The sequence below is a fragment of the Haloarchaeobius caseinilyticus genome (assembly GCF_051207395.1).
Lineage (GTDB): Archaea > Halobacteriota > Halobacteria > Halobacteriales > Natrialbaceae > Haloarchaeobius.
The window spans coordinates 105,720-118,360 of sequence record NZ_JBPJZC010000003.1 but is presented as its reverse complement, the minus strand read 5'-3'; the positions used below and the strand labels follow the sequence as shown (position 1 = coordinate 118,360).

Below are 12,641 nucleotides of genomic sequence, written 5' to 3'. Positions count from 1 at the left end.
GATGTTGACCGAACGCGTCGATCCAGAACAGGTCGTCCCCGAGCCGTCGACACTCTTCGCGACCATCATCGTCCTCACTGCAGAGGCCTTGCTGGTCGGACTCTTCCTCTCCGACGGTGGGACGGCGACGCTCGGGACGCTCGTGCTCCCCTTCGTCTGGATAAACGTCGGCGTCTGGGCGCTCTGGCGCGCGAGTCCGCCGCCCGCGCCGACCAGTCGCAAGCGACGGGCCGCGCTGGTTGCGCTCGGGTACGGACTCGTCCTCGCCTACTTCGGTGGCCTGTGGAGCGAGGGCTACATGTTCTTCGACGTTGGCGCGTATCAGCCGTCGTACGGCTGGTACGTCGCCAGTTCGCTCCCGCCCGGCTTCGGCCCTGGGCTGACTTACGAGAGCGAACTCGTCAACCTCGCGCTGTTCCCGTACAAGGTCGTCGGCTACGCCGCACTCACGTATCTGGTGTACGCGACGGTCGTCGACGCGGCCGGGACTGCAGTGTCCGGACTCCTCGGCCTGCTCTCGTGTGTCTCGTGTAGCTGGCCGATTCTGGCCACGCTCATTACGGGCGTCGCTGGCAGCGGCTCCGCACTGGCGACGGCAGCGACACAGGAGTCGCTTCCGCTGTCGACGACGGTGTTCGTCGTGACGGTCGGGTTGCTGTACTGGCGGCCGTTACGGTAGGTCGACGACGACTGGCAGATCTCAATTGCCCCTACGCCCACGGCGGCGTCAGGTGGACGTGAAACAGTTTCTCGCAGTTCGACTCGCCACAGACTGGGCAAGTTTCGTCGGTCGCCGCACTGCCGTCAGCTTCGCTGACTGCGGTTCGACCCGGGTCGGCAGCGGTGATGACGCGCGTCCCGGCACGGCCGAGTTCGTAGCCGCCGTCGTGGCACTCGCGGACGTAGTACTCACAGAGGCGGGTGAGGTGATAGTTGAACTTTCCCGTGTCGCGCACGCCGACGCGACGGCGCAGTTCCGAGAACGCGAGCGGTTCGTCGGTGTCAGCGAGTTCACGGAGGATGCGCATCCGAATCTCGTTGCCGAGTACTTCGAGTGCGTCGCTCGTGTCGGGAGGGACCATACCGTCGCCTGCGATGGTTTCCGTGATATATCTCGTGGTGCGTAACAGTTCGAGTACAGAAATACGGTTCTCGGAAGCGAAAAGTAGGGCCGGAGTCACCGTCGTGACGTGCGCGATTTCGCCCTCCCCGAACGGCTCTCTGTTCTCCGAAACCCTGGCTTTCGACGGCTGCTCGCGGGCCGGTCAGTCAGCGTCCTCGGCGACGGTCTCTACAGCGTCGCGGCGATGTGGCTCGTCTTCGAACTGACCGGGTCGTCGGCCTACACCGGCATCGCGGGTTTCCTCACCGGGATACCGGGCCTCTTCTCCGTCCTCGTCGGCCCTATCGTCGACCGGTCGGAACTCGACCGCGTGCTGACGCTCTCCGAAGTCGCACAGGGAGTCGTCGTTCTCGTCGTCCCCCTCGCGTGGCTGACCGGCAATCTCACCGTCTGGGTCGTGCTGGTGACGATGCCGATTCTCTCGGCGGTCGGCCTATTCGCCAATCCGGCTCAGACCGCGGCGGTCCCGCGACTGGTGCCGTCAGAATCCCTCGTCCGCGCGAACGCGGCGGCCAGTTCGGTCCGGCAAGCGGTGAGCGCACTGGCGCGTGGCGTCGGCGGTGCGCTCATCGCGGTCGTCGGTGCAGTCGGTGTGTATCTCATCGACGCCGTGACCTTCGTCGTCGCGGCCCTGACGTTCGCCAGCCTCTCAGTGCCGGGTCCACGTACTGACGGTGGCGAAGAGGACGGAAACAGTGAGGAGTTCGACGACAACGAGGACGACGTGGATGGCGACGCAGACGCGTCGTTCGACCTGGAGTCGTATCTCACGGAACTGCGCGAAGGCGTCGCCATCGTCACCGGCTCGATTCTGGGCCGGATGGTGCTCGCGGTTTTGTTCGCGAACTTCACGTCGTCGGCCGCGTTCGCGGTCCTGCCGGCGTTCTCCGAGGAGTTGGGCGGGGCCGGAATGTACGGACTCATCCTCGCCGGCTTCACCGTCGGGAACGTCGTCGGCTCGCTGTTCTCCTCGACGGTCGAGTCCATCCCGCTCGGTCGGACGACCATCGTCGGGATGAGTACCGCCGGGATACTGTTCGCGGCCGGTATCTGGGTCGCGTCGCCGGTCGTCACGCTGGCGCTGGTGACCGTCTCGAGGGTACCCGTCGGGATGTACAACGTCTCGGTCATCGCGACACTCCAGTCGGGCGTGCCCGACGACAAACTCGGGCGCGTGTCCTCGGCTATCAGTAGTGGGTCGAATCTCGTCTCGCCACTCGGGTTGCTGGTCGGTGGCTTCCTCGGCGACATCATCGGCGCGTGGACGGTCCTCCTCGCCAGTGGGGCAGGAAGCGTCATCATGGCCATGTACTGGCTCGTGGTGCCGTCGCTCCGGAACTTCGAACCGCCGACGAACGTGGAGCCGGGGTCGTTCGGGTAGTCGAGTCGCCGCTGTTTTGGCGTCGAGTCGAATCGAAAAGCGTCGACAGGGTCGTTCGCTTAGAAGAGTGCCTCGTCCTCGTCGAGCAGCTGTGCCGGGCCACCGACCTCCCAGATGGTCGTCTTGACGCCGGTCGCCGCGACGGCTTCCTTCACGCGCTCTGCGTGGTCCGCGGTCGTGTTCACGTACACCGACGCGCCGGTGTCGGTCGAGAACCAGACGGGTACCGAGTCGACGTCGTCGTCGTCCGGGTAGCCCTCGTTGCGGAGTTCGCGAACCGTGTTGAACACGGCGAGGGTGGCCGGCTGCCAGTAGACCCAGCCGTCGGGGCCGGTCATCGTCGTCGCGGCCAGCGAGAGTGAGTCGTGCTCGGCGATTTCACAGGCGCGGTCGAGGTCGTCGTCGTGGAGTGCGTCTTGCATCTCGACGAGTTGGTCCTGGACGTGGGCGCGGCGCGCGTCGAACATGTGGCTGTCGGCGGCCTCTTCGTGCGCGTCGTCCGTGTTCTTGTACGCGGGGACGAGTGCCACGATGGTCTTCAGCTGGTCGTCGAGGTCAGTCGGGATGCGGTGCGAACGGCAGTCCTGGTCGTTGAGACCGGCGCTGAGGTAGGAGAACCCACCTGTCACTGCGCGTGCGGCGGAGGACGAGCCGACGCGAGCGATCGTCGAGATGTCACCGAGTGTCGCGTCGAGTTCGGCGGCTTCCGCGAGGGCACGGGCAGCGGCGGCGAAACCGGAAGAGGACGAGCCGAGGCCGACGTTCGACGGGAAGGAGTTCTCGGATTCGAGGCGGACCGGGTAGACGGTGTGGGCCGCGTCGGACATCGAGCGGGCCTTCTCGACGACGCGCTCGACGCGGTCGAAGGCGTGGCCGTCCAGTTCCTCGCCGTCGACGATGTAGACGTCTTCGTCGTAGTCCATCGAGAACTCGACGGTCGTCTTCGTGTGGCTCGGGGCCGTACAGACGCTGATAGAGTCGTGATACGGCAGTCGCTCGATAGAGTCGCGCATACCGTGGTACTTGACGAGGCCCTGAATCGGATGTGCCATCGCGGTTGCCTTCATAGTTCACTACCCGATAAGCGTGCGCTTAAAAGTCACGGAGGATGCATCGACGACGGGACAGCGACGAGGCGTCCCGAAACCGCTGCATATCCGAGAGACGGTTGTGTGAGAGTGGTCGTGAGAGAGGGTATAGGGGACACGACCACTGTCGGGAGACGACCGTCCGTCCGGGACACCTCTAGACACGAGTTCACACGACACGTACAAAGAACGCAGCCATTTCTACGAAAGCAATGGTGATTGCTGACAGAAACGTTTGGTGTAACTACGAACCGAACCGCTGAAACCACCCGCACCGAAGATGCCACCATGGGCACGCCACTCGACACGCGCGAGGCGCAGGCTGCGGCGGTCGTCGATCGACTACAGGAAGAGTATCCGGACTCGACCATCTCGCTTCGGTATCGGAACCGACTCGAACTGTTGGTCGCTGTCGTCCTCTCCGCACAGTGTACCGACGAGCGCGTCAACAAGGTCACCGAAGACCTGTTCCAGAAGTACCAGAGTGCAGCAGACTACGCCGCCGCGTCCGAGGAAGAACTCGCCGAGGACATCTACGGCATCACCTTCCACAACAACAAGGCGGGCTATCTGAAAGAGACGGGTCGCATAATCGCCGAAGAACACGACGGCGAGGTCCCCGACACGATGACCGAACTAACCGACCTCTCAGGAGTCGGCCGGAAGACCGCGAACGTCGTCCTTCAGCACGGCCACGACATCGTCGAAGGTATCGTCGTCGATACGCACGTCCAGCGACTCTCTCGCCGCCTCGGTCTCACCGAGGAAAAACGGCCGGAGACCATCGAGCAGGACCTGCTCGACATCGTGCCCGAAGACTACTGGCAGCAGTTCACGCACCTCCTCATCGACCACGGGCGTGCAGTCTGTGACGCGCGCAATCCCGACTGTGACGCCTGCGTCCTCGCCGACATCTGTCCCTCGGAAAAGGGCGATTCCGCGGTCGACCTAGCGTCCGGTGAATCGTGGACGTAACCGCGACGACACTAATCTCGTAGGCGCATTCCCCTTCTGTCTCGCACCCCTATCTCGAACTGTCATGTCCGACGAAACCGACCAGAACACACACGTCGAGCGACGGAACGAGGAAGGAATGCCCGACGACCTCGGCGAACCCGGCGAGGAGAACGAGACAGAAGACGCGTCGGACGTTCCCGAGGACGAGGAAGCTGAGACGGAAGAAGCTCACGAAGAGACCGTCGAAGAACGCGAGGAAGAGCAGCGCGAACCCGGGACACGGAAGAACACCGAGAAGATGAGCGACACCGCGGAGAAGCAGACGAACGACGACAACCATCCGGACGAGATGCCGAATCAGGGGCCGAACTAACTCAGGACGGGGCTGGAAGGACCCCGTATTTGATGAGGAACCGCCCGACGCCGACGACGTACGCGAGTAGCCAGAACAGGACGTAGCCGAACACGCCCATGCGGAGTCGCCAACGCCAGTGGTCCATCCGCTCGCCGAGTTCGTCGATGTCTACGTCCTGGTCTGGGTCGTTGTAGAGGTCGAACCGACGTTTCGCGCGGACGATTCTGACGATGCCCGTGAGTGCGAACACCAGCAGTGCGTAGGCCTGTAGCCCGAGGAAGGCGTGCAACGCGGCGAACCCACCGAGTTGGTCCAGCAAGCGAGGCATCATCCACGTGACCATCGGGACGGTCGTCAGCGTCAGTCCCGTCAGGATGAACTTCAGGTGGTAGGTGAGCACGCCCCACGTCACGACGTCGGTGTCTATCATTATCCACGCGCCGTAGAGGTAGAACGGAAAACTGGCCGTCACGAGTACCAACACGGCCGTCGCAATCGTGGCGTCCGCGACCATGTGCAGGAGTCGGGGTGCCGGTGGGATAAGCGGTCGGAAAGCGGTCGGAAAGCAGGGAGGAGAGACTGCGACGCCAACCGGAGTCGCACACACGAAACTCTTACCCGGATTGCACTCCCAGTGCCGAGTAATGAGCGACGAGGAGGGTGAACCACGAGCAGCGGACGCGGGTTCGCCAGCCCCCGACCAGTCGGCGGACGACCTCCGCAGGCAGGTCGAAGAGAAGTACGACTTCGAGAATTTCGGCCCGCAGGACATGGAAGAGATGTCCTACGAGGAGTGGAACGCGGCGTTCGACGCCGAGTCGTGGATAACCGGGACCGAACTCCTCGACCGCGTCGAATCGGACCTCAACTCGCAAATCGCCAACCGTGACGTGTTCGCAATCCTCGAACGCGTCCGGTACGAAGGCCAGGAGTGCCTGCTCGCGTACTCGGACGAAGGGTACGCGATGGTGTTCCCAGACGGGAGCGTCGACGGGTTCGGCACGGTGCTGCGCGACGTGAAGCCGACCGTCGCACTCTGTTCGATGGACGAGTACGACCCTGCCGACGCGCCCGCGGGCGCAGTGCTCCCACACCCGAACGAGGTGCCGGAAGGAAGTGGGGAGCTGGGGAACCTGATGTTGCAAATCGTCGCAGGTGTCCTCGGTCTCGGCGGACTGGCGCTGTTCGTCGGCGCGGCCATCGCGGACCCACCGGGTGGCCTCGGCGGCGACGCCATCGCCCGCGGTGTGATGGTCGTCGTCGGTATCGTGTTCGTCCTCGCATCGGTGACGCTCTTTCTCACCGTGGCCAACGCACGATTGTCGGACCGCTTCCGCGCGGACCAGTACAAAGACCGCCTTCGAGCCATCGGTCTCGAAGACGGTGAGCGGCCCGAGTTCGTCCCCGTCGACGCGACCCCTGTACACGGCGATTCGCGAGGGTCGAGCGACGGCGAAAACACGCGCGAACCCTCCACGAAAACCGATTCCTGAACCGCTCTGAGGCGGCCGCATCGGTGGGTTTAAGCGAACCGACTCCTGAGCCATTCATGTATGAATAGGCGGGACTTTCTGAAGGCTGCCAGCGGCGTTGCCGGAGGCGCTGCAGCAGCGAGTGTGGCGGCGTCTGCCGCCGCCCAGGAGGAGACGACCACCTCTGGCACAACCGGCGGCCCAACGACGGGCACCGGTACGGGTACCGGCACAGGAACCGGTACCGGCAACGGCACTGGGACCGGTAACGGCACCGGGACCGGCTCGGGCGGCGGCGGTGGCGGCGGTTCAGCGACCGTTGCCGTCGGTCCGGGTGGCGAGTACGTCTATACCCCGGGCACGAGTCAGCCACTGTACATCAGCCCGGGAACGACGGTCACGTTCAACTGGGAGTCTGACAACCACAACGTGAACCCGACGAGCGTCCCCGAGGGCGCGTCGTGGGAGGGCCACACCCCGACCGAGAACACCGGGTTCTCGTTCTCGTCGACGTTCGACACGCTGGGTACGTACGAGTACCAGTGTGACCCTCACGCCGGCCTCGGCATGAAGGGTAGCATCATCGTCAACGAGACCGGACAGGCACCCCAGTCCGGCGGTGGCGAAGTCGACCCCGAACACATGGGTGTGCCGATTCAGGCACACTGGGTCGGTATCGCGACCATCCTCGCCATCATCAGTTCGCTCATGTTCACGTTCTACGTGCTGAAGTACGGCGAGTCCGCGCACAGCAGCAGCCCAGGGAGGAAGTAAGATGTCCACGAAAGGATCCAACTACGGTGATATTCACCGGTACGAGCCCGCACGAGAGAGTACGGCAGCCGCCGTCGCCATCGTGCTGTTGACGGCCATCGAGGTCGTCTTCGTCGGCCTGTTCACGTACGGACTGGTCAGCGGATGGGGGCTTGACGAAGTCGGAAACATGTACCTCGGCTTCCTGCTCGCCATCATCTTCATCGACCTCGCGTTCATCCTCATCCTCTACCGCAAGGAGTTCCTGCCCGACGTGATGATCGTCAAGAAACGCCGCCGCAAGTGGGAAGACCTGTACATCCGTGAAGAGGACGCAGACGGCGTCGCTCTCGGCGGCGAGTCCGCGATGGACACGCTCAAACGCGCGGTGTACCCATACTACAAGCGATAACCATGCCACTGGACGAAGACAAATATCCGGTCGAATCGGACCGCCGCCGCTTCGTGAAGGGTGTCGTCGGCGGCGCGACTCTCGCAGGCATTGCGACTGCGGGAGCCGCTGCCGTCAACTCTGCGACAGCCCCGAGCGGGGAAGGTGGGGGGACAACCACGTTCCGAGCGGTCGAGAACACAGACGGCCCCGCACCCCGCGGGATGCCACAGATTCCCATCGAACTCGAACCGATCGACGGCGAAGACGACTACTACATCAAGGGCATCTGGCCCGAGGTCTCTACGGAGAGCCAGCAGGGTCGTGAAGTCACCGTCGCCAAGGAGACCCTCGGCGGCGTCGAGTACTCCTCCGAGTGGTACCAGTACTGTGGCGTTCAGACGTACTCGGGCGTCTACCCGAACGCACAGGAAGAGAACTCGGACCTGACGAACTACTTCAAGTACACGGAGAGTTCGAAGTACGAGTGGCAGAGCAACGACGTCAGCGGTGGGGCCAAGATGAAGCTGAGCGACTTCAGCGACTACCAGACGTGGAGTAACGGCGTCGGGACGGGGGGCATCGGGAAGCCCGCGAACGGCACCTGGCGCTCCGAAGGCCTCGACCCTGCCGAGACGATGCCTATCGAAGTCATCCGCTCGAAGCGTATCGAGGAAGCAGCAAAAGAGAGCGAGTGGCTGCAGGCGAGTACGGACAAGGGCGTCATGGCTCACCTGAACAAGTGTACGCACTTCTGTTGCGTGCCCGGGTTCAAACAGGAGGGTTCCGCCAAGTTCGCTGCTGCTGACAGTATCTACTGCCAGTGCCACCAGTCGGTGTACGACCCGTTCAACATCGTCGAGAAATCCTTCGTGGCACTGCCACGCCCGAGCCAGGAGTGATATAATGAGTTTAGAGAAGAAAGACGAATTCGACCACGGTGGGTGGATGAAGACGAAAGACCTCACACCCATCGAGAAGACGTATCTGACCGTCCTCATCTGGATGGACAAGCGTCTTCGACTCGTCGACTACCTTGAGCTCGTGGAGAACCTCTACTACAAGGTTAACCTCCAGATGCCCAAGAGTCACACGGAGCAGTACAACCTCGACAACAAGTTCTGGTACTGGTACCCATTATACGCGTTAGGGTCATTTTCGACGATAGCCTACGTCGTCGCGGCACTCTCCGGCGCACTCCTCGGGTTCTACTACTCTCCCGCGACTGCGGGTGACCCGTCGACGGCGTACAACCAGATCGTGTTCATCATGACCGACCTGAACTTCGGGTTCATGCTCCGCTCCATCCACCGATGGTCGGCGCAGGTCATGGTCGCCGCGGTGTTCCTCCACATGCTCCGTGTCTACTTCACGGGCGCGTACAAGGAACCGCGCGAACTCAACTGGATTCTGGGCATCGTCCTCATCTCGCTGACGATGGTGTTCGGGTACACGGGCTACCTGCTCCCGTGGGACCAGCTCGCCTACTGGGCGGGACAGATCGGCGTCGAGATGTCGCTGTCGGTGCCACTCGCGGGTGAGTGGGTCGCACAGCTCCTGTTCGGCGGCTTCTCGCTGAGTCAGGCGACGCTCCAACGGATGTACATTATCCACGTGTTCCTGCTCCCGTTCGTGGTGACGACGCTCATCGCACTGCACATCGGCATCGTCTGGATGCAGGGCATCGCGGAACCGCACTGATCAACCATGTCCGACGACAACCAACCAATGGCAGACGGCGGCAGCGGCACCGGCATCGTCGCGCCGGACGACGAGGTCCCCACGTGGAGCGAGCGTAAGGAGCGCTCCCAGGGCCTCTCCCGGCTGACGTACGAGTACTTCGAGCGGTCGCGGCGCGAAGACCAGGACCTCCGGATGGAGTCCGACTACGTCGAGCGTGACGTGCTGGGCTTCCCGACGTGGCCCCACGAGATGATTCGCAACCTCGCACTGACGAGTTTCTTCGTCGGGATGATCCTGTTCCTGTCGGCGACGCTTCCGCCCCACATCGGGCCTCCGGCAGACCCGTCGACGACTCCGGCCATCATCCTGCCCGACTGGTATCTGTACTGGTCGTTCGGCCTGTTGAAGCTCGGTCCCCTCAACCCTGAGCTCGCCATCCTCGGCGGGCAGAAGCTGATGGCGGACCGTACGTACGGTGTCGTGGCGAACGGCGTCGTGGTCGGCTTCATCGCCATCGTCCCCTTCCTGAACAAGGGGAGTGCGCGACGGCCCGTCGAGCAGCCGTTCTGGGGTGCAGTCGGCGTGATGGGTGTCGTGTTCGCGCTCACCATCTCCGCGCTGGCAGTCAAGAACCTCATCCCGATGGACTCGCACCTGCTGTTCGACCTGACGTTCCTGCTCCCGCCCATCGTGGGCATCATCTCGTACGCGGTGTTCAAGTCGATGCAGGAAGGCTACATGTACAGCCTCAACCGGCGGTACTACCGCCTGCGTCCACCGCGCTAACGACCGACGATTTTCGTTTTATGGACGATAGAGACACACAACAGTCGACCGACTCCTCCGGGCCACGCGGCCGTGAGGTCGAGGTGCCGCTCCGCCTGTACAAGACGGTGACCGTCTTCGCCACGTTACTGGCGATGGTCGGTGTCATCGGCGGCTTCATCCTGCTCGACAGTGCCACGAACCGCGCACAGGCCGAACTCTCCGAGATAAATATCGTGTTGGCACTGCTCGGACTCGCCCTCATCGTCGGTGGCTCAGCAATTTACGCCTTCTCTACCCGGTTCCGGGCGGTGGGAATGGGAAAGTCTAAAGACGACACCGACGAAGGTTCCGACAATGGCTGACGAATTCGGCAAGGGCCTCGCCATCGGCACCACGGCGGGCCTCATCTGGCTGGTGCTGGCTGGCTGGTACAGGACTCCGAGCTTCGAAGGACAACAGCTGACGGCACAAGTTCCGGACTCGCTGACCGCCTACGACGCCATCGCGGTCATCCTGATGGACGGCCTGTTCTGGTTCACCATCCTCGGGATGCTCGCGTTCTGGGTCGTCGTCCCGGCGGCTCGCGAGACGCGCGCACGGTTCTCTAGCTAATCGGTTCTTCTTCCGCTGTTTCAGTGTCGACGAGCGACGGCGTCCTCTCGGACGCTGTCGGCGAGTGAAAACGAGAGTCAGTCAGACGCAGTCAGTCGAACGTGACCCACGCCAGAAAGACGAGTGCGAACGATTCGAGCACGTGGAACGAGAGCATCGCCTGCCACGCGATGGCCGGGACGGCGGTCTCGAACCAGACGGAGAGCTGCGGGTCGAGCAGGTAGTAGTAGAGCGCGAACGCGTTCTCGGCGACGAGGAGGCCGGAGAACAGCAGGAGGCCGAGCGTGTGCTTCGACCCGAGTCGACGGTAGAGTCGCGTCCAGAGCACTCCGAGTGCTAACAAGAGTAGCAGGTTGAACGCGACGGCACCCTGGGCGACGACGAGCCAGCCGTTCATTCGTGACACCCTCGGCGCGGGTCGGACTGTTCGGTCGTGTCGAAAGCGGTGTCAGTCATTGTCGTATTTATTGTCGTGGTAATCGAGGGGGGATGACGACTGAGCGAGCGCACAGCGAAAGAACGAGCAGTCCGCCAGCAACAGCGTCTGGCCGTGCCGTCGTTTCAGTTCTCGACGATGAACTGGCCGGCGATCTCCGTGACCTCGGCCATCGTCTTCGGCTCGTCGACGGCCATCGGGAACGGCGACGAGACGTTGAGTTCGTTGAGGAAGCTGGCGTGGCGGGCTTCGACGCTGTGGATGCCGATGGCTGCGTTGAACACGGCATCGCTCTCGACGGTCGGCGCTGCGCCTTTGTACGCGGCGACGCCGGTGTTTTCGAGCGCCTTGGCGACGCCGAGGAACTCGGACGCGTTCGAGTAACCGAAGTCGTACTCGGCTTCCTCGACGGGCGTGCCGCCGAGGTCGGAGACGGTCTTGGTGAGTGCGTCGACGTGGGCGTTCTCGTGTTCGCCGGCCATCTGCAGGTGACCGGGGACCTTCATGCGGAGTTCTTCGTCGAAGTCCGAGAGCGCGTCGGCGTTCATCAGTTCGTCGTCGCTAAAGTTCTCGAGACCGTCACGGTAGAAGGCGTTCTCCAGGTGTTCGAGCGTCAGCGCGTAGTTCAGCACGTCGATGTCGTTGGTGTCGTTCGACGCCTTGCGGTCCTGCGTCGGGCGGTCGTCGCCGGTCTCGTAGACGCTCGGGTCGACCTCGCTCGTGACGAACTGGCCGGCGATTTCGAGGACCTCGGAGACGGACTTCGCCTCGTCGACCGCCTTCGGGAACGGGGCCTCGCCGTTGACGAGGTTGAGGAAGCTGGCGTGGCGGGCTTCGACGCTGTGAATCCCGGCCGCAGCGGCGAGGATGTCGTTGCTCACGACCGACGGGGCCGCGCCTGCGTAGGCAGCGACGCCCGTGTTCTCGAGCGCCATCGCGACGCCGAGGAAGTCGGTCGGCGTCTCGTACCCGAAGTCGTACTCGCCTTCTTCGACGGGCGTGCCGCCGAGGTCGGAGACGGTCGTGGTGAGCGCCTCAACGTGGGCGGCTTCGTGCTCGCCGACCACCTTCAGGTACTCTGGCACGTCCATCCGGACGGCCTCGCCGAACTTCGAGAGGACGTCCGCTTCCATGAGTTCGTCGTCGCTGAAGGTGTCGAGACCGTCCCGGTAGAAGGCGTTCTCCAGGTGTTCGAGCGTCAGCGCGTAGTTGAGGATGGGGACGTCGGGGTTGCCGCCCATGTCTCCCTCAGTGGTTTCGGTCCCATCGGTCATCTCGCTGGTGGTCATCTCCTCGTCGGTCTCAGTCCCACTCGTCATCTCGGTATCAGTGCCGGTCCCGTCACTGCCCATACAGCCGGCGAGTGCGAGCGTGCCGACAGTCGCGGCAGTGGTTCCGAGGAAGGCACGGCGGGTGCGGCGGTTCGAGCGGTCACCGAACGCATTGGGGTCGTCGTTCGAAGTCATCTTCGTCCGAGCAAAAGCAGATTTTACTAAAGAGGATTTGCCGAACTGGGACACCACTGTCGCCAGAAGGGGACACGATTCTCACCCAATTTCGGCCACTATCGGGCCGTCGGCTGGTGCGTGAAAAGACGAGAGAAAGACTGGGTTCGACGAACG

At 63.2% G+C, this 12,641-nt stretch carries 17 protein-coding genes; 12 read left to right on the top strand and 5 right to left on the bottom strand.

Annotation, left to right across the window (positions count from 1 at the left end; translation table 11 throughout):
- The first annotated feature begins 1 nt into the window (after position 1).
- Complete coding sequence (locus ACSC1P_RS13255) at positions 2 to 679, top strand: DUF7546 family protein (RefSeq protein WP_435360663.1); 678 nt, start codon at positions 2 to 4, stop codon at positions 677 to 679.
- 31 nt (positions 680 to 710) lie between these two features.
- On the opposite strand, the gene ACSC1P_RS13250 is transcribed toward ACSC1P_RS13255, so the two are convergent.
- Positions 711 to 1,082, bottom strand: coding sequence for a transcriptional regulator (locus ACSC1P_RS13250; RefSeq protein WP_435360662.1), 372 nt, complete (start codon positions 1,080 to 1,082; stop codon positions 711 to 713).
- A gap of 108 nt (positions 1,083 to 1,190) precedes the next feature.
- Between ACSC1P_RS13250 and ACSC1P_RS13245 the strand changes: the two genes are divergently transcribed.
- Positions 1,191 to 2,504, top strand: coding sequence for an MFS transporter (locus ACSC1P_RS13245; protein ID WP_435360661.1), 1,314 nt, complete (start codon positions 1,191 to 1,193; stop codon positions 2,502 to 2,504).
- A gap of 59 nt (positions 2,505 to 2,563) precedes the next feature.
- Here the strand turns inward: ACSC1P_RS13245 and mvaD are convergent, their stop codons facing one another.
- A complete protein-coding gene (mvaD, locus tag ACSC1P_RS13240) occupies positions 2,564 to 3,571 on the bottom strand; it encodes a phosphomevalonate decarboxylase MvaD (RefSeq protein WP_435360660.1) in 1,008 nt (335 codons plus the stop codon).
- 309 nt (positions 3,572 to 3,880) lie between these two features.
- On the opposite strand from mvaD, the gene nth reads away from it, so the two are divergent.
- Both nth and ACSC1P_RS13230 read left to right on the top strand, forming a co-directional pair.
- A complete protein-coding gene (gene nth, locus ACSC1P_RS13235) occupies positions 3,881 to 4,567 on the top strand; it encodes an endonuclease III (RefSeq protein WP_435360659.1) in 687 nt (228 codons plus the stop codon).
- Between the two features lie 64 nt (positions 4,568 to 4,631).
- Positions 4,632 to 4,922, top strand: coding sequence for a hypothetical protein (locus tag ACSC1P_RS13230; RefSeq protein ID WP_435360658.1), 291 nt, complete (start codon positions 4,632 to 4,634; stop codon positions 4,920 to 4,922).
- Between the two features lies 1 nt (position 4,923).
- Here ACSC1P_RS13230 and ACSC1P_RS13225 read toward each other — a convergent pair whose 3' ends face one another.
- Complete coding sequence (locus ACSC1P_RS13225; RefSeq protein ID WP_435360657.1) at positions 4,924 to 5,418, bottom strand: DUF7321 family protein; 495 nt, start codon at positions 5,416 to 5,418, stop codon at positions 4,924 to 4,926.
- A 130-nt stretch (positions 5,419 to 5,548) separates the two neighbouring features.
- On the opposite strand from ACSC1P_RS13225, the gene ACSC1P_RS13220 reads away from it, so the two are divergent.
- The 8 genes from ACSC1P_RS13220 to ACSC1P_RS13185 are packed head-to-tail and all read left to right on the top strand — an operon-like array spanning position 5,549 to position 10,583.
- Positions 5,549 to 6,397, top strand: a complete 849-nt coding sequence (locus ACSC1P_RS13220) for a DUF7319 domain-containing protein (RefSeq protein WP_435360656.1) — start codon at positions 5,549 to 5,551, stop codon at positions 6,395 to 6,397.
- A 60-nt stretch (positions 6,398 to 6,457) separates the two neighbouring features.
- A complete protein-coding gene (locus ACSC1P_RS13215) occupies positions 6,458 to 7,150 on the top strand; it encodes a plastocyanin/azurin family copper-binding protein (protein WP_435360655.1) in 693 nt (230 codons plus the stop codon).
- A gap of 1 nt (position 7,151) precedes the next feature.
- Positions 7,152 to 7,541: a DUF7318 family protein gene (locus ACSC1P_RS13210; protein ID WP_435360654.1), complete on the top strand. Its 390-nt coding sequence runs from the start codon at positions 7,152 to 7,154 to the stop codon at positions 7,539 to 7,541.
- A gap of 2 nt (positions 7,542 to 7,543) precedes the next feature.
- The gene (locus ACSC1P_RS13205; RefSeq protein ID WP_435360653.1) at positions 7,544 to 8,422 is read left to right on the top strand and encodes a ubiquinol-cytochrome c reductase iron-sulfur subunit; all 879 of its coding nucleotides are present in this window, start codon (positions 7,544 to 7,546) and stop codon (positions 8,420 to 8,422) included.
- A gap of 4 nt (positions 8,423 to 8,426) precedes the next feature.
- Complete coding sequence (locus ACSC1P_RS13200; RefSeq protein WP_435360652.1) at positions 8,427 to 9,221, top strand: cytochrome b; 795 nt, start codon at positions 8,427 to 8,429, stop codon at positions 9,219 to 9,221.
- 6 nt (positions 9,222 to 9,227) lie between these two features.
- Entirely contained in the window at positions 9,228 to 9,989 is a 762-nt protein-coding gene (locus ACSC1P_RS13195; protein ID WP_435360651.1) for a cytochrome b family protein, read from the top strand.
- Positions 9,990 to 10,009: 20 nt separating this feature from the next.
- Positions 10,010 to 10,333, top strand: coding sequence for a DUF7315 family membrane protein (locus ACSC1P_RS13190; protein WP_435360650.1), 324 nt, complete (start codon positions 10,010 to 10,012; stop codon positions 10,331 to 10,333).
- On the top strand, positions 10,326 to 10,583 hold the full coding sequence (locus tag ACSC1P_RS13185) for a DUF7314 family protein (protein ID WP_435360649.1): 258 nt from the start codon (positions 10,326 to 10,328) through the stop codon (positions 10,581 to 10,583). Before ACSC1P_RS13190 ends, ACSC1P_RS13185 begins: the two co-directional genes overlap by 8 nt.
- A gap of 91 nt (positions 10,584 to 10,674) precedes the next feature.
- Here the strand turns inward: ACSC1P_RS13185 and ACSC1P_RS13180 are convergent, their stop codons facing one another.
- Together ACSC1P_RS13180 and ACSC1P_RS13175 are read right to left on the bottom strand one after the other, a co-directional pair.
- Complete coding sequence (locus ACSC1P_RS13180; protein WP_435360648.1) at positions 10,675 to 10,980, bottom strand: DUF8036 family membrane protein; 306 nt, start codon at positions 10,978 to 10,980, stop codon at positions 10,675 to 10,677.
- A gap of 164 nt (positions 10,981 to 11,144) precedes the next feature.
- A complete protein-coding gene (locus tag ACSC1P_RS13175) occupies positions 11,145 to 12,485 on the bottom strand; it encodes a ferritin-like domain-containing protein (protein ID WP_435360647.1) in 1,341 nt (446 codons plus the stop codon).
- Positions 12,486 to 12,641: the final 156 nt, after the last annotated feature.